Consider the following 20,685-nt stretch of genomic DNA (forward strand, 5'->3'; position numbering starts at 1 on the left):
CAAGCTGCCACAGGCACTTGTTGGTCTTTTCGACATTTTTTGGAGGTGCCATGACTCACGTCACGCGTCTGCCTGCGCTTGTAACCCTGAACCAGCTGTCCTATCAGCTCGCCAATGGCGAAACTCTGTTCGACTCCCTGAATCTGCGCCTCGACCATCGTCCCACCGGCATTGTCGGCCGTAACGGCACCGGTAAATCCGTGCTTGCCCGATTGATTGCCGGCGAGTTAACGCCTGCTTCGGGCACACTCAGGCGCTTTGGCAGCGTTGCCTACGTGGCGCAAGAACCGATTGCCGTCGGCGGTCAGAGCGTCGCGCAAGCAGCGGGAGTGGCCCTGATACTTGATGCGCTCGCCAGACTGGCCGATGGCACCGCATCAGCCCAAGACCTTGAGCATGTGGCTGAGCGCTGGGACCTACCCGAACAATTACGCCTGTTGCTCGACGAAGCCGGCCTGCCGGAGCTGACGGAGCATCAGCCCATGGATACGCTCAGCGGCGGCCAACGTGCACGCATTGCACTGATTGGAGCGTTTCTCAGCCAGGCCGATTTACTGGTGCTGGATGAACCGACCAACCATCTGGATGCTGACGGTCGCCGCTGGCTAATGGACCGGCTCGCCCACTGGCGCAGCGGCTTGATTGTGGTCAGCCATGATCGGATGCTGCTCAACAGCCTTCAACGTATCGTCGAACTCAATGCCCTGGGGGTGCAGACCTTTAGTGGCAACCATGCGGCTTACCTTGAGCAGCGCGAGGTCGAGCAAGCCGCGGCGCACGCCGTCCTTGAACACAGCCGTACACTGCGCAGTCGTGAGCTCAAACGGCTACAGCGCGAACACGACACCATTCAGCGACGCGCTGCCGGATCACGCAAAAACGCTGAAACCGCCAACGTCTCACGGTTCGAACGTTCTAAAATTAAAGGCGCGGCCACCGAGATCATGGGCCACATACGTCACGCTCATCAGGCCCACAAATCAGCGATGAATGATCAGGTACGAGAGGCCAACGCGCGGGTTCTACCGTCAGATCCGGTACTGATGACGTTGCCGGGAACCGCTGTGCCGGCCAGTCGGCAGATCATCACGCTAATCGACGCGCAGCTGCCCTGGCTGCCACCCGAGGCGCCGACAACCTTCCTCACTATTTCACTCGCGGGCCCGGTGCGGGTTGCGCTCAGTGGCCCGAACGGTTGCGGAAAATCCACCTTGCTGAAAATGCTCGCGGCACACTGCAAGCCCGTCAGCGGCGATTGCCTGACCCACGTGCCCAGCGCCTACCTCGATCAACATCTGGAATTGCTCGATCCAGAACGTTCCATCATCGAGCAATTGAACCTGCTCGACACACCGCTATCGGAAGGCTCGGTGCGCAGCCGTCTGGCCCAACTGCAACTGGACGCTGTGCGCGTGAGCGTGCCGACTCGCCTGCTCAGCGGCGGCGAACGCCTGAAAGCGGCAATTGCCATTGCCTTTTGGCGGGAGAATCCGGCCCGGCTGCTGTTGCTCGACGAGCCGACCAATCACCTGGACATTGCGTCTGTGCAGGCTCTGGAACTGGCATTACGCGATTTTCCGGGGGCGATCATTGCCGCCTCGCATGATGCCGAATTCCTGCGGGCACTGGCACCCACCCACACCTTGCACTGGCAGCGCACCGGGTGGTGCCTGCAACGTGTCGAAGCACCATTATGGCGTTGACTCAAGTGACGAACAGCACGGAGCCGTTTTGCACCTTTCCAACTTGCTTCTATAGTTGATGTGAACACGATTACACCTCGGTGACGCCATGGAAGACATATTCGTTGTGAAACGTTGCAACAAGACCATCGTCCAGGGTCGCCGGGAGGGTGAAGTGTCTCATCAGCAGCCGATTGCGGCAGTCTGGTACCGGATCGCCGATACCCGCACCGGGGGCGGTTTTATTGGCGATGGTTATGAGCGTATGGAAGATGCCATGCGTGAGTGCCGACGGCTTAATGCCGCCAGCTCGCGAAGCTCGCGTAAAGTCTGAAACGCAGGCCTGAAGCGGCTCCGCTGCAATTGGCTTTCTGGGTCTATACTGATTTCAGCTGAAGGATCGGCGACCTCATCGGCAAACGCTCGCTCCCGGCGAGCGTTTTGTTGCTCGATCAAAAGCTTCTCTGATACGGAGGTGTTTCTCATGTCCGAAAAAGAGTCCATCACCACATTGCTCACCCTGCTCGACTCGCGTCAGGCGCGCTTAGCGGCTGCCTGCAAGGAAATTGCCGACTGGGTCGACATTCATGGCGGCCACCCCACTGCCATGAAAATCCGCGACCGTCTGCAAGACATCGAGAAAGATGCACCGCTGATTCAGAATGCGCTGACGTCGCTCAAACCTATCGACCGGCCATTGCCTCGATTCCGCTAAGCAAGTCCCGGCTCGTACGCTCAAGCCAGTTCAAGCCGGGACTCGCCCAGGATCGGCGCTACCCCGACACGGTGTTTTTCAGAGCCGATCCCGCGCAATACCGCTGCGAATACGCAGAATATCGGCGAGCACCGCCAAGGCAATTTCCGCCGGCGTCTTGCTGCCCAGATTAAGCCCGATCGGCGCGTGAATACGTGCCAGCTCAGCCTCACCCAAACCACCGATACGGCGTAAACGCTCGAAGCGCTTTTGCGAGGTTTGCATCGAGCCCATCACACCGATGTAAAACGCCTCGGTGCGCACCGCTTCCATCATTGCCAGGTCATCGATGCGCGGATCGTGTGTCAGCGCTACCACCGCCGTATCGCTGTGACAGCCACCGTCGGCGATGAACATCGACGGTAGTTCACGACGAATCTCCACGTTCTCAAGGACCACCCCTTCGAGGACCTCATCACGCGGATCACACAGAATCACCTCGAAACCCAGGCCAACCGCAAACTCGGCACACGCCTGCGCCACGCTGGAATATCCGGCGAGTAGCAGGCGTTGGGCCGCACCGACGCGCACACGCACCCGATCGATTTCTCGTTCGATGCGCGGCCCGTGTTCACGGTCAACCAGCAAACTGCGTGCGCCGCTGGCCAGATTCACTTCACGAATCAAGCGACGCTGGCCGAGCAACGCGGACTCCAGCTCACGCAGATGGGCCTGCACCTCACAGTCCGGCTCAAGCTTTTCCACCAGCACGTCGAGCAACCCGCCGCAGGGCAGTTTCACCTGGGAGCGCGGGTCATCGCCTTCGCCGTAACGCACCACCGAAACGGCGTCTTGAAAGGCCCCTTCGGCCATGCGTTCAAGAAAGTCGTCTTCGACACAGCCGCCCGACAGCGAACCAATCCAATGGCCGCTGTCGTTGACCGCCAGCATCGAGCCCGGCGCACGGGGCGCCGAACCGTAGGTGCTGAGCACGCTGCAGAGCCACACACGCTGACCGGCGCTGGACCAGGCCAATGCTCGCCGAACCACTTGCAGGTCAAGATGCTGCATATCAGTACGCCTTGTGCTCAGCGGGAGTGTCCGCCTTCAACTGCTCGATCTGACTGATCGGCAGATCAGCCGGTTGACCACCCCAGGCCTGACGCAAGTAGTTGATCAGGTCGGTCGTTTGTTGATGGCTCAACTTGTCGGCGAAACCCGGCATCGGCTGCATACGCTCGAAACCGGCAAACTTCTGTTCGCCAATCCCGTCTGTGATCACCCGCAACAGGTTGCGCGGATCTTCCAGACGCAACGTGGTGTTGCCTTGCATCGCCACCGCGATGTGCGGCTTGCCTTCGCCGTTGGCGCCATGGCAACCGGCGCAAACGTTCAGGTAATCCTGATGGCCGCGCTGGGCGCTCTCGGTCATTTTCGCCAACGGTACCTCGGTCAACACTTTCGCCTGGGGTGGCGGGTCGCCGAGCAGGAAAGTTGCCATGGCCGCCAGATCCGGATCATTGAGATTCTGGGTGCTGTTATGGAACACCGGGAACATCTCGTTGAACATCGTACCTTGAGCGCTCATGCCGTGCTTGAGGAAAGAGCTCAGGTCCTGATGCGTCCAGCCACGTGCCGCCAGATCGTTGGCGAGCAAGCTTGGCGCCAGGTAGCCATTGAGCAGGCCGCCGGTCATGCGTTTGTCTTGCTGCATCGCACCGGGCAAACCGCGCGGCGTGTGGCACTCACCGCAATGACCGAGTACATCGACCAGGTACTGGCCGCGTTTCCAGTCTTCACTTTTGCCGATCGCCGACGCCAGCGTCACGTCTTTGCCGTAGAGCATGTTCCAGCCCATCAACCCCGGACGCACGTTGAACGGGAAGCTCAGGCGGGTGACCGGGGCGGCACGGTTGATCGGCGCGACGGTCTGCAGGTACGCGTGGATCGCGTCGGAGTCTTCACGCGGCATCAAGTGATACGAGGTGTACGGCATCGCCGGATACAGGTTGGCGCCGTCACGACGCTTGCCTTCGGTCAGCGCGGCAAAGAACTCATCGTCGCTGTACAGACCAATGCCGTGATCCTTGTCCGGGGTGATGTTGGTGCCGTAGATGGTGCCGAACGGTGACACGATCGGCAGGCCGCCCGCATAAGGCGCGCCACCGGGTGCGGTGTGGCAAGCCATGCAGTCCGCCGCCCGCGCCAGGTATTCACCGCGTTTGACCTGTTGCTGATCGGCGGCCTGGGCCTGCTGAATCGCCATCAGCGAAACGGCCAGACCGACCGCAGCGCCAAGGCCGGAGAGTAGTCGCTTCATGCTTAACCCTCCTTGACCAGGCCGAGATCGGTCAGCACGTTGCGCGTGGCGCTGTAATAGCGCACATAGCCGGTGCAGCGGCAGATGTGATGGCCGAGGCTGTCCTCGATCACCGCTTCCAGCTGACTTTTCCTGATCGGCTGACGCTGGAGTTTTTCCACCAGCACGGTCGCGGCGTTGACGAAACCCGGGGCGCAATAGCTGCACTGGAAGGCGAACTCGTCGACGAAACGTTGCTGGATCGGGTTCAGTTCAGTGACCTTGCCGCTGTCATCGCGAACTGCGTGACCTTCGATGGTGCGGATTTTCTTGCCCTCGAAGTAATGCGCGCCGGTGATGCAGGTGCGTACTTCTTCGCTGGTGCCGTCGGGGTTGTCGACAATCACCACGCAGGCATGACAAATACCCTGGCCGCAGCCCAGGCGCGAGCCGGTGAGGTTTCGGTATTCATGCAGGTAGTCGATCATCGGCAGATCATCAGGGACCTCGACGGGACCGACGGATTGACCATTGAGGGTCATTTGAAGCGGACGGTTAGCCATTGAGGGCCTCCTTGATGCGTGCTGGCGTGATAGGCAGGTCACGGACCCGTTTGCCGATAGCGTGGGCCACGGCATTGGCGATGGCACCCACCACCGGAATCATCACCACCTCGGCGATGCCCTTGGACGGATCGCTTGGCGACAATGGCGGGAGGATTTCCGAGGTCTGCTTCCACACCGCAACGTCCTTGGCGCGCGGCAAACGATAACGGTTGAAGTTCCAGTCACCCTCCCCCGGTCCACCTTCGTACAGCGGCATTTCTTCCAGCAGCGCGTGACCGATGCCCATGGCGATCCCGCCTTCGAGCTGGCCCTTGACCAGTTCCGGCACCAACACCCGGCCGCATTCGAGCCAGGAGTGATGGTTGAGGACTTGCACCTCGCCCGAACCTTTATTCACTTTCAATTCGACCAGCGTGGCCACGGGGCTGTAATACGTCACCGCCGCGTTGTTCAACTGGGTCGCCGGGTACGCAATGTTCTGCCGATCCAACAGGTGGAAACCGGCGCTGCTCATCTGCGCCTTTATCGCGGTCGGTGCGCCGTCGCCATACTTCACGGCGAGACCGTCGAGTGGCAGACGCTCGCGCACGCCATTGATGCTGTATTCGGCCTCAGCCCAGCTCCAGCGATTGAAACCGTGCACGGTCGCGCCGGTCACCAGGCCGCGCTCATGGGCACGTTTGGCCAACACAGTGAATGGCAGCGGTTCCATGCCGTTGGCGGTCAATTTGCCGTCGACCCAATGCGCGTCTTCGCGGCGCACCACATACGGGTTGGCCTGACCACCGAACGGGCCTTGACGCCAGATTTCGACGGCGGCTGGCCACAGACCGTGGTTGAACAGCACGCGTGCCGCTTCACGGGTGGCGTGGCTGAAGTAGTAAGCGGAGTTGGTCGCCGACGACGCCGAGGCAATCTTGCCGACCCAACGCGGGTTGCGCAGCACCGTGTCCTGCTCGGCCTGGCTCATGAGGTACGGGTTGCCACTGCTGGTCAGTTGCAGCTCCCTCCATTCAGTTTCACCGGTCTTCACTTCACTGGCCGGGTTGCCGAGGAAATCGGCGACCACCAAGGCCTGGGAAGTCGACATGCCGGTACCGATCTCGATGCCGATGTGGCGCAGCGTGATATGGCCGTCAGCGGTGAACTCGACGCTCGCCATCGGTGCTTCGGAACCGGTGCCGAAGTCTTTCTGGCAGATGGCAAAACCAATGCCGTACCAGTTATACGGGTCCTTGGCGTCCTCCTGTTTTTTCAGCGCGTGACGGTTTTTCCAGAGCTCGTTATCAGCTGCCTTCTCAAGAATTTCATGCAGGCGCAACGCACCTGCCGGCACTGCGCCCTGGGTGTTTTTCATACCGGACAGCAGCGCGTTTTTCTTGCGCAGGTCGATGGCGTCGATACCCAGACGATCAGCGATTTCATCCACCATCATCTCGGTGGCGGCCATGCTTTGCAGGGTGCCGTAGCCACGCATGGAGCCGGCTTCAACGCCGCGCGAGTGGTACGCGGTCACTTGCAGGTCGTTCTGCGGCATGTAGTAAATCGACTGCGCAGCCGTCGCACCAACCGCTGCCACCGAAGGGCTGTAGTTGATTCGGCCACCGCCGTCGATGGACATGTCCGCACGGAAAATCTTGAAGGTGTGATCCTGTTTGTCGACGGCCAACTGGTAACGGATGTTGAACGGATGACGCTTGATGCCGCTCTGGAATTGCTCGTAACGGTCGTTGGCCAGACGCACCGGCACACCGGCGCCATACAACGCCGCCAGGGCTGCGTAGTAGACAAAAATGTTGTGGTCTTTGGAACCGTAGCCAACGGTGTAGCCAGGGTGCATGTTCAGCGTGCTCAAGCCGAAACGCGATGGCGCGATCATCTTCGCGGTTTCAGTTGCGGCCTCCAGCGGGCACTGGGTGGCGACGACAAAATGCAGGGTCTTGGTCGCCGGGTCGTACCAACCGTTGCCGTTGTCTGGTTCCATTGCGGCCGGTTCAATCGACGGCGTCTTGTAGCGTTCGTCGAAGACCATCCAGCCTTCTGGCGGGGTTTCCAGTTGCTGCTTCATGCGCTCGGCATAAAACAGGCCGCGTTCGGTCAGGTTGCCATGCAGGTTTGGCTGGGCGTTCCACACTGGACGCCGTTCGCGAATCATCGGGAACAGGATCGAGTCCTTCAGGCTGGCGAACTCGTCTTCATCCGCCGAGGTTGCCCCACCGACCCGCACATAACGGAAACTGCCATAAGGATCGCGCGTGTAAAACGGAGCCTCGGCGCCGTAGCGGATCGCTTTGTCGTTGAACTTGAGCTTGTTCTTGGCCTGGCGGAAACGCTCGAAGTCGTTCCAGATCAGGATCGCCACCGGATGGCCGATGAACATCGGCACCTTGCCGGTCGGCAGCAGCGGATCGGGCGCATGGTCTTCAGGGAAGACAATGCCATCCTTGTCCAGGTCCTCGCTGGTGACGATGCGATCAGGCTGCAACTCGGCACCCAGCAACGACAGGTCGAAACCGTCATAAATGCGGTCAGCGCGAATGGTTTTGAGCAGCATCGCGTGGCCCTGTTGCTGCGGCCAGCCCGGCATGTCCTTGGCGCGGATGTCGCGAGCAAATACCTTGCTACCGCAGACCTTGGACAATGAGTCGTTGCGCATACGGGCCTTGCCGTTGTTGCCGAGCCATTGCTCGGACGGCACGGTCACGCTGTTTTCCATCAAGGCAGCCAACGCCTGGGAGCTGAGCGGGGTCAGCGTCACGCTGACACCAGCAATCAACCCGCCCTGCAGGAAGGAGCGCCGGGATATATCACGGTTGGACATGGATCATCCTCTGGACGGTTATGAATTCCGCCCATGTCGTTATGGTGTACTGGAAAATCGTTGGTCTCAGGAGCCCTTCCTGGCGATGCGAAGGGCTGAAAAGCCGAAAAGCTGACCTAATGGTTAACTTTATCGAATTTGTCAGGCCTCGGCAAAAGTAATAGTAGTTCGAAGGTGGTTTTCCCTCGTTGTAAGAGGGGGGCTCTTTACGCGGGTTTAAAGCTGCACAGCTTTCCCGGATCTTTTCATGGGACATAAAAAACCCCGCACGATGACGGGGTTCAGTATTTTCGGCAGCCACTATTTCGTCACGGCCGTCGCTGCTTCATCGATCAATCCAGCGACTTCGACCGGCATCGAAGCCAGTGATGCATGGCTTGCCTTCAGGGTGATCACCTTTCTGGCGCCGAGCCGCGCGGACATCCGCTGTTGGTTTTCGGGGGCGATCATTCGGTCGTCACTGGAGATCTGATACCACGAGGGCTTCTTCTTCCAGGCCGGCGCGGTAATCGTGTCGCCAAAGGTACTGGCCAGAGGTGCCTTCTGCGTGATGCCCATCACCAGCCCCTCATTCTCCGGCAGGTCCTGGCAGAAGCTTTGGTGGTAGAGCTTCGGATCGACCCACAAATAACCGTCGCTATCGGGTACAAGGTTCCGCGCCGCAACAGGCAGATGCTCTTGAGTGATACCGCCCGGGCTCTCGCCAGCATCGGGGGCAAACGCGGCGATATACACCAGACCCACCACATTCGGTTGATCGCCCGCCTCGGTAATGACCGCACCGCCATAAGAGTGGCCCACCAGCAAGACCGGTCCTGGTTGTTGCGCAATCATCTTGCGCGTGCGTTCCGCATCGTCGGCCAGTGAGGTCAGCGGTAGTTCAACGGCGCGAATAGAGGCATAGCCCCTTCGAAGCAGCTCCGCGATGACCCTATTCCAGTGCGCTGCGCCTCCCCAAAAGCCGTGTACCAACAAAATCGTGGGTTTGTCGCTCATCAGATCGCTCCCGGTTTCGTAGAGTTGAGTAACCGCCACTCTCACTCGGCGCAGGCCTTCATGATGTGGCGCAATACGCCCATCACTGGGCGTTTGCCACCACTGGGATTAGCACGACGCTATCAGTTCGTCTACAAAGTTATCCCTTGGCGCCCTTCAGCATCGTATGGGGTCTGGGGGGTGATCGATGAACGGAGATTTTTCAGCTCGAAAAAAAGCCCGCATGCGGGCGGGCTTAAAGGGGATATATCAAAGGAGTGAGGTCAATCTAGGCAGGTTAGGGTGAAGAGTTCGTGAAAGGGTTGTCAGCGTTACGGAAATCTCGCGATTCCAGACATCTGGACCAAAGCCTGTGTATCAAGCGGTTGAAACCATCGCTTATCTGACACCCTCACCTTCACGTTGTCTTTCTTTTTGCCTCGCACCTTTACTCCATTTTTTTCTCAACCACTTGTGTAAGGGCTCAAGCAGAAAAAACAGTACATAGGCCGCCAGAACGAGTGCGAGATCAATCCAGGACTCGGCAATGGGCCCTTCGAAGTACTCGATGCAGTACTTGGCTACGAACAGCAACGAGATTCCGCCGAGTGCCATTAATATGACAACGGCCAGACTTGATAACCTTGCTTTCAACTTGATACCTCTCCCTACTGTGTTCCGGCGACCTCATTTTGGACGCTTGGAAATTTCCATCGTTCCGTCAAATCTAAAAGCATGCAGCAAGCCCGAGCCTTGAAATTACGAGGCCCGAGAAGCAGACAGAGTGAGCGATGCTCATTTAAGGCTAATTCGGTGTGCCTTCACTTCATCCGCGTAGGTTGCAAGCCGATCTTCGGCGGTCTCCAGCACTTGACACGTTTTCAGCAGTGACTGAGCGTCGATCTCATTGCCGCTCTGCCTCAGCCGCTCGGCAATGGCTTTGAGCTCCACCGCCGACCATCGCAAATCAGACGCAAGATTCTGGAAATCGCTGCGCAGTTCGTGTTCGGGTTTGTTGAGTAACATGGCAATTCCCTCCGCGTCGCCGCTTCACACGATGCGACGCTCTGAAAATCGGTATGACTGCACAAGACTTGATAACCCTCTCGTGCACTTGATGCAACTCCTGGATTCAGTACCCCGCACCTTCGGCCAATCAAACCTGCCACCCGATTGCTCTCCAGGCGCGTGCCTGCTCAGGCACAGTGAAAACAGCCATCAACTCGGCCAGGTTACAAGCGCATCAGCGATCATGACGACTTGCATCTCGTCGGCCTGAATGACTGTGATTCGGGACCTGAAGCTTGACATGCCTTCAAGAATTTACATAAGTTTTAGCTAGTAAACCATTGTTTTATATGGCGAAAATAATCACAGAATCAGCCGGCAAATGCTCTGCGCCCGGCTTTCATCTCAGTCCGCAGCTCGCCGATAAAGTTGGATATTTCCCGGACACTGGTCAGCTTCACGGTCGATACGCCGGTGATCAGTAATTCAACGCGTCCGGATTCTGGCTCGACAATTTCGATCCTCAACGATCCGTCGGGATTCACCGTGCAGGTGCACGAGAGTGGAGGGAAACCGGACTCCACAATCTGGCAAAGCTGAAGAAGAGGAAACATGGCATTCCGTCCGTGGGATTGTGTATGGGAGTGTTGCCTGATCGTTACAGGTTAGCTGACCACGGCGAACGCGAACGAATTAACCTCAAAGTGCTATGTGTTTCGCACGTCGTAATGCCGCGAAGCCCGCAACAGGCTTTTACAAAGCATCTAGACTCCAACGAAGAAGTGCTGGAGATACAGGCAAGAAGCAACCCTTGATAGCAAGCCATTCCCACCCAAACCCTGAGTACACAAGACTATGTGTGAATCATGTGATTCAAACCCTGCACCAGATGCAGAGAGTCGTCGTCGTTTTCTCCGGCTTGCAGGAATAGGCGCCGGCGCCCTGCTGCTTGCCGGTGCGCTGCCTGACAGCATCGTCCAGGCCGCCGAGAAAAAGGCCCCTCCTCCAAAACCACAAAACTCGATCAGCCCGGATGCGGCCCTTCAACGACTGATCGCGGGCAACAAGCGGTACATCAGCGGCACCTCCAAGACACATGACTTCAAGTCCGAGCGTGAAGCCCTGGTCTCTGGCCAGAACCCGTTCGTGGCGGTATTGAGTTGTGCTGATTCGCGCATCGCCCCCGAGTACGCGTTTGACACGGCTCGCGGCGATCTTTTTGCGGTGCGTGTCGCGGGCAACTTCGTCACCGAAGAAGGCTTGGCAAGCCTGGAATATTCGGTCCTGGCGCTCGGTGCCCCGCTGATACTGGTGCTGGGACATGAAGACTGCGGTGCCCTCGCTGCCGGCATCAAGGCAGTAAAGGACCATGCGGTTTTTCCTGGCCAAATCCAGAAATTGACTGATGCACTCAGGCCCGCTATCGAGAAGGTGATCAAGGATCCGGGAGATCTACTCAGGAACGCGACCGTGCAAAACGTCAGAGAGACGGTCAAAAACCTCAAGAATGCCTCACCCGTACTGACGGAAGCGCTCAATAAGGGCACGCTGAAAGTCGTCGGTGGCATCTATCGACTGGCCAGTGGCAAAGTAGATCTCATCGCCTGATGTGGAAGATGCATCTCACCCAGCGGTGCGATGCATCTTTTGATACCCGCAGACTCGCGCCTGTTTACCGTGAAGTAAGGGGCCTGGCTTTGTCGTGCAATTTTTCAAGCTCGTTATCAACCGTGCTTTGAACATCCTTCAACGCTTTCGGGTTATTTTCCTGTAGCTCGTCGCTGTCCTGTTGCGCTTCACCCGAAAGGGTCGGCTGAACCGGTTTTTTAGCACCCGGTAAGTGCAGATGGATTTTCATGGCTCACCTCCCTACGCCCTATGTCGATACGCATTAGAGGTTGCGAAACGGCCAATGTTCAAAGGCGAGTCGTTAGAAAAGTGCGCGTGAGAGGCTTCCGGAGACACTGAAATACCCTCTCACGAAGGACAAATTTCAGGCAAAAAAAAAGCCCAAGCAGCTGATGGACGCTTGGGGCTTAAAAATGCGTAAACCGTGGTAGGTGAACACGGATGCGATAATAGCTCATCACCCAACATGTAACAAGATATTTACATCTTGTTTTCACACAAAAAATCACCTAACCCCTTAAATAACCACACATTTTTCAAGGCTGTAGCTCAGCGAGAGCTTGGAGCTATTGAAATGCCCTCGCTCACATCACCGTAAATCCGAAAACGTTTTACCTCGCCGGCATCCATGGTCGTTACGACCTCGCGCAAGGAAATACCTATCGAGCACAGGCCGTTACCCTTCAGGTCTTCTCCCGCACCTACAAAGACTTCCCCAGGCTTAGTGAAAAATCTTGCTCCTTCACCAGGCCCCATTCTCGCGACAAAATCACCGTTCACGTAAATACCGATGTAGCAGGCCGAACCCAGCAAGCCACCATCACGCGTCACAAAAATCGTTCCGCTGTCTCCCGCGATGGGTTGCTGAAACGCAAAGACCCGATCACTTGGAACCCGAGCTGCTTTTTCTGCTGGAACCGGTGAAGTCATGCACCCTGAAATCAATACAAAGGCTGCAATAGCTATCAGAATCCGCATGTCGAGCCCTCGCTGAACTATGCCAATACTTCATCATCACCGAGTGAATTGGATATGCACCAGGATCGTGACCCCATGAATGAACGCATGAGAAACAGTATAGATGTCGGGGATGAGGGCCTTGTCCGTTGCAGTGGCTGGCCAGAAAATATTCTTGTCGATACCTGTCTCAGCCCGCAGCCCGTACACCCCAAAAATGAAAAAGCCCAGCGCTATGCCGGGCTTTGATTCGACTCAAGACAGACTCAATGAAGCTGACGTTGCCTCTGTAGCTCGGTCTTCACCCAAATGTTTGTCGGTTGTACTCCTGCTGGACATCACACCTCATAGGCTGTTGGCCTTACCGGGAAGGTGTCAGTCGTCTCTGTCATCATGATCTCGACCGTGGTTGCGATCATAACCCTGATCATTTTCACGACGTTCATATCCTCGGTCATACCGCCGATCATCGCGATGCTCATAGCCACGATCATACTCACGACCATGATCACGGCCTCGATCATGATCTCGACCGTACCCTCCGCCATCTTCCCAGTAAGGCCAGCAGCCTCCCAGCAGGAGAGAACTTGAAATGGCCAGGATCATTAACGCTGTGCGCTTCATTTGAACACCCTAAAAGCAAAGGTCAGAGCTACGGAGATGGGTTGTCGCTCCCCCCGAGTTCAACTCGGAAAGCGTTGTTCAACCGTAGGTACGACCATCAGGCAGTTCAATGATTCACTCGTCAGATGCGACAAGCCAAAAAGCCAGATCCCGCGATCGTCAAACCTTACTGAATTTTTTCGTGGTGACCGGTACGTCTCGCAATGTCGATCCCCCAGTCCAGAGCGTCTTCCATGTCCAGCAGATGCGGTTTTGGGTCGTTGTCCTCAAGGATGGCCGTGCCGTCTGGGCGGTAAACACCGATGAACATCTGCAGCGAGCCGTCCCTCAGTATCTTGGCCCTGACCTCAATCTTGCATCCGTTCGAAAGTGTTTCTGAGTGGATCAAATGGCGCTCAGTCATTGCTGCATCCCTCTCGTGTTTGATAGTTGAGTAACCCACCACGTATTCGCCATGCTACCTCGGCAAGGTGTCTCCATGCCTATAGAAACCCCATCCTTTCCACGGGTCGAACTTTAACTCTGCAGCAGCCTCTACATTTCTAGATATCCATCGGATTAAAACGCGCTGCAGAGAGAAGCTTGGCGATGGGCAGCAAAAGCGTACTGTTTCAAAATGCTCAACACTCTGAAATAGCAGCCTGAACGCAACACCTACTTTTTGAGGTCCACAGCATGCGCATAACACTGCTTACTCTTGCTCTAGGTGCTCTGATCACACAAGGCGCAATGGCCGCTGGGGATGGTTCCGCAGCCGTCGGCGGCGGCGTTGGTGGCGTACTGGGTAATATCGTCGGCCAGCAGCTTGGCGGAAGTACGGGGGCAGCGGTTGGCGCTGGTGTAGGCGGTGCTGCCGGTAGCGCCGTCGGTGCGCCGAGAGGCAACAAAACCAACGCGGCTATCGGCGGCGGGCTCGGATCGGCAGGCGGCTCGGTCATTGGCCATCAACTGGGTGGCACAACCGGTTCCACCATTGGCGCTGGCCTTGGTGGCGCCGCAGGCGGCGCAGTAGGTAATAACCTGTCCGACGATAATCGTAATCGCAGTTCAGGAGGCAATAGTTATAACGGCAAACACAAACATAAGTACAAGAATAAGTATAAGCACGATTAAGTGACTGAATTTACGTGTACGCGAACAGCCCGACCTTGCGTCGGGCTGTTCTTTTCGCCCCTGTCATACCTTCGTCACACCTGCCAGGCACGATGGGATCAGCCAAAAGGATTTGGCCCCATCTAACGAGAGCGCGAGAGACACTGGAGTTCGTTCAACCTCAACCGCGCGCCCTCCCTCGGCAGTCGATTGGACTGCCAGGATTCGAGTCTGAGCGCGGAGTAACGGATCTATCCCGCCCCCGATACGGCGATCTTACCAGCGGCGATACTCTTGTCCCCGATGATCGTCACCGTAGTAACGCCCATGATCATGTCCGCGACCATCACGGTCATGCCAATACGGCCAGCATCCGCCAAGCAGCAGCATTGCTGACATCACCAGGATCAAAGTAGTTGTGCGTTTCATTTGATTATCTCCGAGCAGGCAGCGCCTGACACTGTGTTCGTTTGATCCCCCCCAATTAAGGAGGTTCAAACGCCCTATCGCCTGAGCACGGGCAAACCGAACGCGGTGATCGCCTCTGGAGTTATTACGGCTATTTCACGTTAGAAGGCCAACGTGGCGCCAAATGTGAAGAGCCCAGCGCGATGGCTGGGCTCGGTTCACTTTCTGTGTTCCATCATCTTGTCAGCAAGAAGTCTGGCTCTATCAACCAACAGGTTCTGCCTGTCTTCGTGATTCGATTTCGGCCCTCCTACTGTCGGTGCCGTCAGATGGCTTTCCGCAATCAACGCAGCACAAAAATACTGATCCCAAACGACTCGTTCTCCAGCCGTCCGTTTGTTCATTTCGTCGGAGTTCATATGCGGCTCCTTTTGATGAGATAGCTCAGCTATTTTACGCCCGAACCACAAGCAAGCCCCGCTTGGAATCGAAGAAGCAGGCAATGGCGATGAATGGAAAGGGATCAGCGTCTGGATCCGCGGGAATGCCAGGCAGAGGCATCGTAACGCTGCCCTGATGCGCTGAGCACCGGCAAGTGGTCAGCTAGAAAATATTGATTATCCGCAGCAAGCGCCGAACATCATCAACTGATCGCAACTTGATGGTTCGCTCGCCATCAGGCTTCTCATTAACCTCGCCAAACTCTACGGATAATGCTTTAAGCGAATGATGTTCAGTCTTGAAGGATGGCAGTCGAAAGTAAAAAAGAAGCCAATTATGATTGGACACAAAGCTGAAAGGGCAGCTGCCATCAGACGCAGAAAAAATCCCGATGGACCGCTCTAACCCACCCAGTGTCCAGGGAGAGCAATCGTAGTTTTTCGTAGCGGAAATCGCACCGACCAGCATGCAAAACGCTTCCCGCACTTGTGGGCTTTCGATGGACGAATAGTACTCTACGTACTTCGCTGCATCCCGAGCATCAGTGATCATCTGATTCTCTCCTTAGGTTTGCGCCCCTTTTTCAATCTAGCACCCTCCATACCCGCTGGAGCATTCGATACTCGAAAGCGCCCCGTCCTTTGTTTACTGACAGGGCGCCCACTCGGACGTGATGGTGAAGTTGTTCGGTGTTGAGGGGGGGCCACAAGGCGAACGATGCCACCGAACCAAACCCTGACTACCAATACCGCCGACGGATCATCACGATGGCTAGCGGGCGCTTCGCCAAATCGAAGCAAGAACTTCCATCTAATCCGACGTTACCGGTTGCCTAAAATGATTCGACTGGCTGGTCGCCCGCTCATCAGTGTCGCGATGCAATAAGGAAACGTTGTAATCGTAGGTCGATATCAACGGCACTGGCTCGTCATTACGAGACATTTCAATCCAGCGCCTTGTGCGTTCAATGTCAAAGGATTCATTCTTTAACGACATTTTCGCAACAAGGTTCGCTGAGACCCTGAAGTGCCCACAACCCGCTGAGCATTTGACCTCTGACCAGTCTCCAAGCGCGTGAACAGTCCTAGCGGCAGCCTGACAAATCAAACACTTCATAGTCGATCTCCATGTCAATGATCCATCAACTGTAGCCGATCCCCGGCCAAGGACCTCTCCCATACCCACAGAAGGATGAGTGTCGATCCCGAGTGCCGGCAAGCGGCCTATTCCGTTGGAAAATCGGTTGAGTGAGCCTGCTGAGGCTATCGCCGGCGAAGGTCAAAAAGAACCACCTGCGAAAGATCGGAAAATCTGGAAATACGGGATGCTCATCCCCTTCTGGTTAAATCGGAGAGATTGTCGCAAGGGCACCAATCACGATGGTCAACGCCAGAAACCCACCCAGGAAAATTGCCATCTTCAACATTTTAGGCCTCCAAAAATTATCGGTCTGCGGTCACAGAGTCATTGTGAGGCAGGGGGTGGGCTCATTACAGAAGCAGATAGCAAAGGAAAATACGGATCAGCGCAACAAGCCGAAGCCTTCGTGAAAAGGCTGGAAGATCGCATAAATGCACCCCACCCCTTGCATCCATTTCCTTCTGTTTGGCGCTACGCTTTAAATTCGATGGCATACGAAGCGCCATACGGAACTGCAGTACCTCAAGCTTCGAGTTTCATTTCTCAAGGAATAGAAAAATGACTATCAGCTCAAAAAACTGGCATGCATGGCTGAACACGATGCCATCGAAACCGGACGACCTTCATGTCGTTGGAGATGTTGAAGTTGCCAATCCGGGAGTCGAGGCCTATCTGACCATGCGAGCCCCGCAGGGTTTTAACCCGGCATCACTCATGTTGGATCTGCACTTGATCCAACGACCTGGAAACTGGATTCAACAAATGAGTTGCGCGCAAGCGAGGTTCTCCAGAGTAGTACCTCCAAACTCGCCTCACTACACAACAGTTGAAGTTTTCTACAATGGTGAGCGAATTGCGTTTATCGACAAAATTCCATCCGTCTCCTGACTGATTCGCGCTGGATCAGCCAAGCCGTAACGCCCAGCCGGACACCGTGGCCATGCTGCCCGGCCGGGAGTGCTCGAAGAGTGCCAACCTCGAACGGCGCGTAGCAGCGAACGTCGGCATTCGGGTCGTTATGTCTGCGCCATCGTCCATCGCCTTTACTACGCGATATTTTTGTTCGAAAGGATCAAGCTGCGGGGGGAGAAAGGGGATCAATGAGCCCAATGCGCTGGTGCGCGAGCAGTTGGCCAAAGTCGCAGCTACTTATCCTTGTATCGGCAATCAGACTCATTGATCGTTGCCCAGCTCAATGTTGGGCGATTTCCATTTAACCAAATGGAGATGCATTGGCACGCAGTCAGCGTGCTACGCACTGATTTTTTAACAAAGCAGCTTCTGCACGTCTAATAACCTTTTTTCCTGGCCTTATAGGCTCAGGAAATATCCCTTCCCACCTTCTGCCGGCACAATCGGCATGACAGAGCAGTACATCCGCAACCGGAAAGGCAAGAAAGTCTCGCCAACCAAGTGAATTGCGGAAAGATATTTTTTTGCGGAAAAAAAAGATAAGGGCCTGCGTGAGGTTTCTCACGCAAGCCCTTGATATATATGGTGCCCGAAGCCGGAATCGAACCGGCACGTCCTTACGAACGGGGGATTTTAAGTCCCATGCGTCTACCAGTTTCGCCATTCGGGCGGTAGCGCGGTGAAGCATTCAAGAACGACCGAATTAACAATCAGTCCTTTTTGCTGCTGATACGGCAGGGGGAGAAATATATACAGCCCTTCCCCTCTAAGCAAGTTCGCTGACGTCAAATTCAAGACAAAATCTTGCTGTGTACCGAAAATAAAAAAGCTCCGTAAATCAGCGATCTACGGAGCTATTTATAGTGGAGGCCGAGGTCGGAATCGAACCGGCGTAGGCGGATTTGCAATCCGCTGCATAACCATTTTGCTACTCGGCCTCAAACGTCCGATGCCTAAAAAACAACATCAAACGCATACAAACTGGAGATGGAATCTAGATTGTTATCTATTTCCAACCCTTTGATATCTAAAGGGTTTTTCTCGTTCCTGAATCAGGAATGGACGCAATTCTGGACGTGTTCGCCAGGCATGTCAAGGACAGGAAGAAAAAAATTCTATAGCACGTTACCGAATGCTCTCCACAACCAAGTGACGGCATTCTGGGGCAATGCCTCCACGAGCATAACTACTGGATATTTCGCAATTCGTACCTACGCTAATTCGCGAGAGATCCAGGTTTCAGGTGGGCTGCGGTTGAGTGAAGCACGAAACCACCGGCCCAGCGGGCTTGAGCTCATTGCAAGGCAACCTGAATAAAACGTCTCAACCCATGGAGTAAAAAATATGAGTCTTGCCAGGAAATCGCTTGTCGGCGTTGCCTTGACCAGCCTGCTACTCGGCGGTTGCACCTCAAAAATCACCGAGAAGGAACAGTACTCAGGGTTTCTTCCCAACTACAGCAACCTGCAAGAAGTCACCACACCCAGCGGCGAGAAGGCCATGCGTTGGGTGACCCCTTCCTGGAATCCGAACGCTTACAACACGGTGGCGTTCAAGCAACTGGAACTGTACCCGGCGCCCAAGCCCAATGAGCGAGTCAACCGTCAGACGCTGGATCAGTTGCAAACCTACATGACCGACAACGCCAAGAGCGTACTGAGCCAGAAGTACCGTGTGGTACCGAACGTTCAATCGGCCCCTGCCGGTTCGCGAGTGCTGGTCGTACGCGCCGCGATTACCGGGGTCACGGCCTCAAACGAGGGCATGAAATGGTATGAAGTGGTTCCGATTGCGGCCGCGGTAGGCGCGACTCAGGCGGCCACCGGCCACCGCGACCAGGACACCGAATTGTTCATCGAAGCCGAGATGATCGACGCGAGCAACGGCCAAACCGTGGCCAAAGTCGTGCGCAAGGTCATGGGCCAGCAGTTGAAAAATGCAAGCCAGCAGGTTACCGCCAACGACTTCAAAGTCGCGCTGAAGAAGCTGAACAGCGACATGCAGGCATTTCTCAGATAACAACGGGGTGCAGCGCCGACTCAGCCAGCCAGGCTGAGTCGGTGGTCACTACAGATACCAGCGGTATTCGCGTGCACTGATTTCCTGCAAAAAGGCCAGATGGTCCTGGCGCTTGTTCTCGCAGTACACATCAACAAATTCCGCTCCCAACCCCTCGCGCAGCTGTGGCTGATGCTGCATGGCGCGCACGGCTTCGAGCATTTCCAGCGGAAAGTCGATCCCACTGCTGCGGTCTTCATTGAGTGCTGCGATCGGCTCGCGGCGGGCTTCCAGGCCCTGCTCCACCCCCACCAGAATCGCCGCCAGCACCAGATACGGGTTGGCATCAGCACCGGCCAAGCGATGCTCGATCCGCAGATTTTTCGAATCTGAATCGGGAATGCGCACACAGGCATCGCGATCCTCAAAACCCCAGCTGGCACGTGTCGCCGCATTCACCGTGCCGCCCAAACGACGCAGCGCGTTCTGGTTCGGCGCGAAGATCGGCATGCAATGCGGCAACAGCTCCAGACAACCGGCCACCGCATGCCGCAGCGCCTGCTGTTGGTTGGCCGCCAGCAGGTTTTTACCCTCAGCGTCATAGAGGCTGACATGTACATGCATGCCGCTGCCCGGATGTTGCAAGTAAGGCTTGGCCATGAAACTGGCGCGGTAACCGTGCTTGAGCGCGACGCCACGGGTGCTACGGCAAAACAGCGCCGCCCAGTCAGCGGCACGCAGACCGTCATCGAGGTGACCGAAGTTGATCTCGAACTGGCCCGGCCCAAGTTCGGCAGTGATCACCGTGGTATCGATGCCTTGCGCCCGCGCCGCTTCGACCATTTCATCGAGCACCGGAGAAAAACGTGACAGCCGCTCGATGTGCATGTTCGGTTGATCGTCGGCATCGTCCGACAGCAGATCGCGGGGGAACTGTGGCCGCCCCTCGCGCAACTTTTTATCGAACAGATAGAACTCCAGCTCGAACGCCACCACCGGATGAATGCCTTTACCGCGCAAGCGCTCCAGCACTTGCGCGAGGACCTCGCGTGGCTCGAAGACGATCGGCTTTTCAGTGCCGTCCGAGGTGATCAGCATCTGCCCCAGTGGCTTCGACTCCCAGCTCACCGGTTTGAGCGTGCCCGGCACCAGGCGCCGCAGGGCATCCGGGTCGCCGTCGTTAAAACAATAGTCGCCGATTTTGAACAGCCCACCCTGCACGCCCAGAAGCACGCAGTTCTGCGGCAGCTTCAAAGCACTGCCAGCAGCTACCTTTTCGAGCATCTCGATCGGGTAACGCTTGCCGTAGAAATGCCCCGGAATATCCAAAGCAATCAGGTCGACATAGCGCACCTCGGGGTAGCGTTGGCGAAAAGCACGAACCTCAGCCAGGAGATCAGAGCAGGCAGCATCCATCGTTGTTATTCCTTTTATTGTTA

The 20,685-nt window shown here is 56.3% G+C and carries 23 protein-coding genes and 2 tRNA genes; 9 read left to right on the top strand and 16 right to left on the bottom strand.

The window, feature by feature from the left end; translation table 11 throughout:
- The first annotated feature begins 50 nt into the window (after positions 1 to 50).
- The 3 genes from AC1RKH_RS22335 (at position 51) to AC1RKH_RS22345 (ending at position 2,397) form a co-directional block, all read left to right on the top strand.
- Positions 51 to 1,703, top strand: coding sequence for an ABC-F family ATP-binding cassette domain-containing protein (locus AC1RKH_RS22335; protein ID WP_493064158.1), 1,653 nt, complete (start codon positions 51 to 53; stop codon positions 1,701 to 1,703).
- A gap of 88 nt (positions 1,704 to 1,791) precedes the next feature.
- Positions 1,792 to 2,016: a hypothetical protein gene (locus AC1RKH_RS22340; RefSeq protein WP_493064157.1), complete on the top strand. Its 225-nt coding sequence runs from the start codon at positions 1,792 to 1,794 to the stop codon at positions 2,014 to 2,016.
- 150 nt (positions 2,017 to 2,166) lie between these two features.
- Positions 2,167 to 2,397 carry a hypothetical protein gene (locus AC1RKH_RS22345; protein ID WP_071550498.1) on the top strand — a complete coding sequence of 77 codons (231 nt, stop codon included), beginning with the start codon at positions 2,167 to 2,169 and terminating at the stop codon, positions 2,395 to 2,397.
- Positions 2,398 to 2,475: 78 nt separating this feature from the next.
- Here the strand turns inward: AC1RKH_RS22345 and AC1RKH_RS22350 are convergent, their stop codons facing one another.
- The 7 genes from AC1RKH_RS22350 to AC1RKH_RS22380 form a co-directional block, all read right to left on the bottom strand.
- A complete protein-coding gene (locus AC1RKH_RS22350) occupies positions 2,476 to 3,447 on the bottom strand; it encodes an XdhC family protein (protein ID WP_123424867.1) in 972 nt (323 codons plus the stop codon).
- 1 nt (position 3,448) lies between these two features.
- Positions 3,449 to 4,696, bottom strand: coding sequence for a c-type cytochrome (locus AC1RKH_RS22355; RefSeq protein WP_493064156.1), 1,248 nt, complete (start codon positions 4,694 to 4,696; stop codon positions 3,449 to 3,451).
- Positions 4,697 to 4,698: 2 nt separating this feature from the next.
- Entirely contained in the window at positions 4,699 to 5,238 is a 540-nt protein-coding gene (locus tag AC1RKH_RS22360; protein WP_123424869.1) for a (2Fe-2S)-binding protein, read from the bottom strand.
- Positions 5,231 to 8,062 (bottom strand): xanthine dehydrogenase family protein molybdopterin-binding subunit, encoded by a 2,832-nt coding sequence (locus AC1RKH_RS22365; protein WP_493064155.1) that lies wholly within the window; start codon positions 8,060 to 8,062, stop codon positions 5,231 to 5,233. Before AC1RKH_RS22365 ends, AC1RKH_RS22360 begins: the two co-directional genes overlap by 8 nt.
- A 300-nt stretch (positions 8,063 to 8,362) precedes the next feature.
- On the bottom strand, positions 8,363 to 9,058 hold the full coding sequence (locus AC1RKH_RS22370) for an alpha/beta hydrolase (RefSeq protein WP_493064154.1): 696 nt from the start codon (positions 9,056 to 9,058) through the stop codon (positions 8,363 to 8,365).
- A gap of 774 nt (positions 9,059 to 9,832) precedes the next feature.
- Positions 9,833 to 10,063, bottom strand: coding sequence for a hypothetical protein (locus AC1RKH_RS22375; protein ID WP_493064153.1), 231 nt, complete (start codon positions 10,061 to 10,063; stop codon positions 9,833 to 9,835).
- Between the two features lie 353 nt (positions 10,064 to 10,416).
- The gene (locus tag AC1RKH_RS22380) at positions 10,417 to 10,659 is read right to left on the bottom strand and encodes a DUF1652 domain-containing protein (RefSeq protein ID WP_493064152.1); all 243 of its coding nucleotides are present in this window, start codon (positions 10,657 to 10,659) and stop codon (positions 10,417 to 10,419) included.
- 241 nt (positions 10,660 to 10,900) lie between these two features.
- Here AC1RKH_RS22380 and AC1RKH_RS22385 point away from each other — a divergent pair, with 241 nt between their 5' ends.
- On the top strand, positions 10,901 to 11,653 hold the full coding sequence (locus AC1RKH_RS22385) for a carbonic anhydrase (RefSeq protein ID WP_493064151.1): 753 nt from the start codon (positions 10,901 to 10,903) through the stop codon (positions 11,651 to 11,653).
- Between the two features lie 64 nt (positions 11,654 to 11,717).
- Here AC1RKH_RS22385 and AC1RKH_RS22390 read toward each other — a convergent pair whose 3' ends face one another.
- Together AC1RKH_RS22390 and AC1RKH_RS22395 are read right to left on the bottom strand one after the other, a co-directional pair.
- A complete protein-coding gene (locus AC1RKH_RS22390; RefSeq protein ID WP_493064150.1) occupies positions 11,718 to 11,903 on the bottom strand; it encodes a hypothetical protein in 186 nt (61 codons plus the stop codon).
- Positions 11,904 to 12,223: 320 nt separating this feature from the next.
- On the bottom strand, positions 12,224 to 12,652 hold the full coding sequence (locus AC1RKH_RS22395) for a hypothetical protein (protein ID WP_493064149.1): 429 nt from the start codon (positions 12,650 to 12,652) through the stop codon (positions 12,224 to 12,226).
- 75 nt (positions 12,653 to 12,727) lie between these two features.
- Here AC1RKH_RS22395 and AC1RKH_RS22400 point away from each other — a divergent pair, with 75 nt between their 5' ends.
- Positions 12,728 to 12,880: a hypothetical protein gene (locus AC1RKH_RS22400; protein ID WP_493064148.1), complete on the top strand. Its 153-nt coding sequence runs from the start codon at positions 12,728 to 12,730 to the stop codon at positions 12,878 to 12,880.
- A gap of 89 nt (positions 12,881 to 12,969) precedes the next feature.
- On the opposite strand, the gene AC1RKH_RS22405 is transcribed toward AC1RKH_RS22400, so the two are convergent.
- On the bottom strand, positions 12,970 to 13,155 hold the full coding sequence (locus tag AC1RKH_RS22405) for a hypothetical protein (RefSeq protein WP_493064147.1): 186 nt from the start codon (positions 13,153 to 13,155) through the stop codon (positions 12,970 to 12,972).
- Positions 13,156 to 13,421: 266 nt separating this feature from the next.
- Positions 13,422 to 13,658 carry a hypothetical protein gene (locus tag AC1RKH_RS22410; RefSeq protein ID WP_123426110.1) on the bottom strand — a complete coding sequence of 79 codons (237 nt, stop codon included), beginning with the start codon at positions 13,656 to 13,658 and terminating at the stop codon, positions 13,422 to 13,424.
- Between the two features lie 272 nt (positions 13,659 to 13,930).
- On the opposite strand from AC1RKH_RS22410, the gene AC1RKH_RS22415 reads away from it, so the two are divergent.
- Positions 13,931 to 14,368 carry a glycine zipper domain-containing protein gene (locus tag AC1RKH_RS22415; protein ID WP_123426075.1) on the top strand — a complete coding sequence of 146 codons (438 nt, stop codon included), beginning with the start codon at positions 13,931 to 13,933 and terminating at the stop codon, positions 14,366 to 14,368.
- Positions 14,369 to 14,973: 605 nt separating this feature from the next.
- Here the strand turns inward: AC1RKH_RS22415 and AC1RKH_RS22420 are convergent.
- Both AC1RKH_RS22420 and AC1RKH_RS22425 read right to left on the bottom strand, forming a co-directional pair.
- The gene (locus AC1RKH_RS22420) at positions 14,974 to 15,174 is read right to left on the bottom strand and encodes a hypothetical protein (RefSeq protein WP_123426074.1); all 201 of its coding nucleotides are present in this window, start codon (positions 15,172 to 15,174) and stop codon (positions 14,974 to 14,976) included.
- A gap of 184 nt (positions 15,175 to 15,358) precedes the next feature.
- Positions 15,359 to 15,748, bottom strand: coding sequence for a hypothetical protein (locus tag AC1RKH_RS22425; RefSeq protein ID WP_123426073.1), 390 nt, complete (start codon positions 15,746 to 15,748; stop codon positions 15,359 to 15,361).
- Between the two features lie 643 nt (positions 15,749 to 16,391).
- On the opposite strand from AC1RKH_RS22425, the gene AC1RKH_RS22430 reads away from it, so the two are divergent.
- Complete coding sequence (locus AC1RKH_RS22430) at positions 16,392 to 16,898, top strand: hypothetical protein (RefSeq protein WP_493064146.1); 507 nt, start codon at positions 16,392 to 16,394, stop codon at positions 16,896 to 16,898.
- A complete protein-coding gene (locus AC1RKH_RS22435; protein WP_493064145.1) occupies positions 16,895 to 17,224 on the top strand; it encodes a hypothetical protein in 330 nt (109 codons plus the stop codon). Before AC1RKH_RS22430 ends, AC1RKH_RS22435 begins: the two co-directional genes overlap by 4 nt.
- Before the next feature lie 607 nt (positions 17,225 to 17,831).
- Here the strand turns inward: AC1RKH_RS22435 and AC1RKH_RS22440 are convergent.
- Positions 17,832 to 17,918: transfer RNA gene (locus AC1RKH_RS22440), tRNA-Leu, on the bottom strand.
- A gap of 194 nt (positions 17,919 to 18,112) precedes the next feature.
- Positions 18,113 to 18,186 (bottom strand) — tRNA-Cys (locus tag AC1RKH_RS22445).
- 406 nt (positions 18,187 to 18,592) lie between these two features.
- Here AC1RKH_RS22445 and AC1RKH_RS22450 point away from each other — a divergent pair.
- A complete protein-coding gene (locus AC1RKH_RS22450; protein ID WP_493064144.1) occupies positions 18,593 to 19,267 on the top strand; it encodes a DUF3313 domain-containing protein in 675 nt (224 codons plus the stop codon).
- 48 nt (positions 19,268 to 19,315) lie between these two features.
- Here the strand turns inward: AC1RKH_RS22450 and AC1RKH_RS22455 are convergent, their stop codons facing one another.
- On the bottom strand, positions 19,316 to 20,662 hold the full coding sequence (locus AC1RKH_RS22455) for a glutamine synthetase family protein (RefSeq protein WP_493064143.1): 1,347 nt from the start codon (positions 20,660 to 20,662) through the stop codon (positions 19,316 to 19,318).
- Positions 20,663 to 20,685: the final 23 nt, after the last annotated feature.

This window comes from Pseudomonas sp. GW822-FHT06B12, assembly GCF_058799675.1.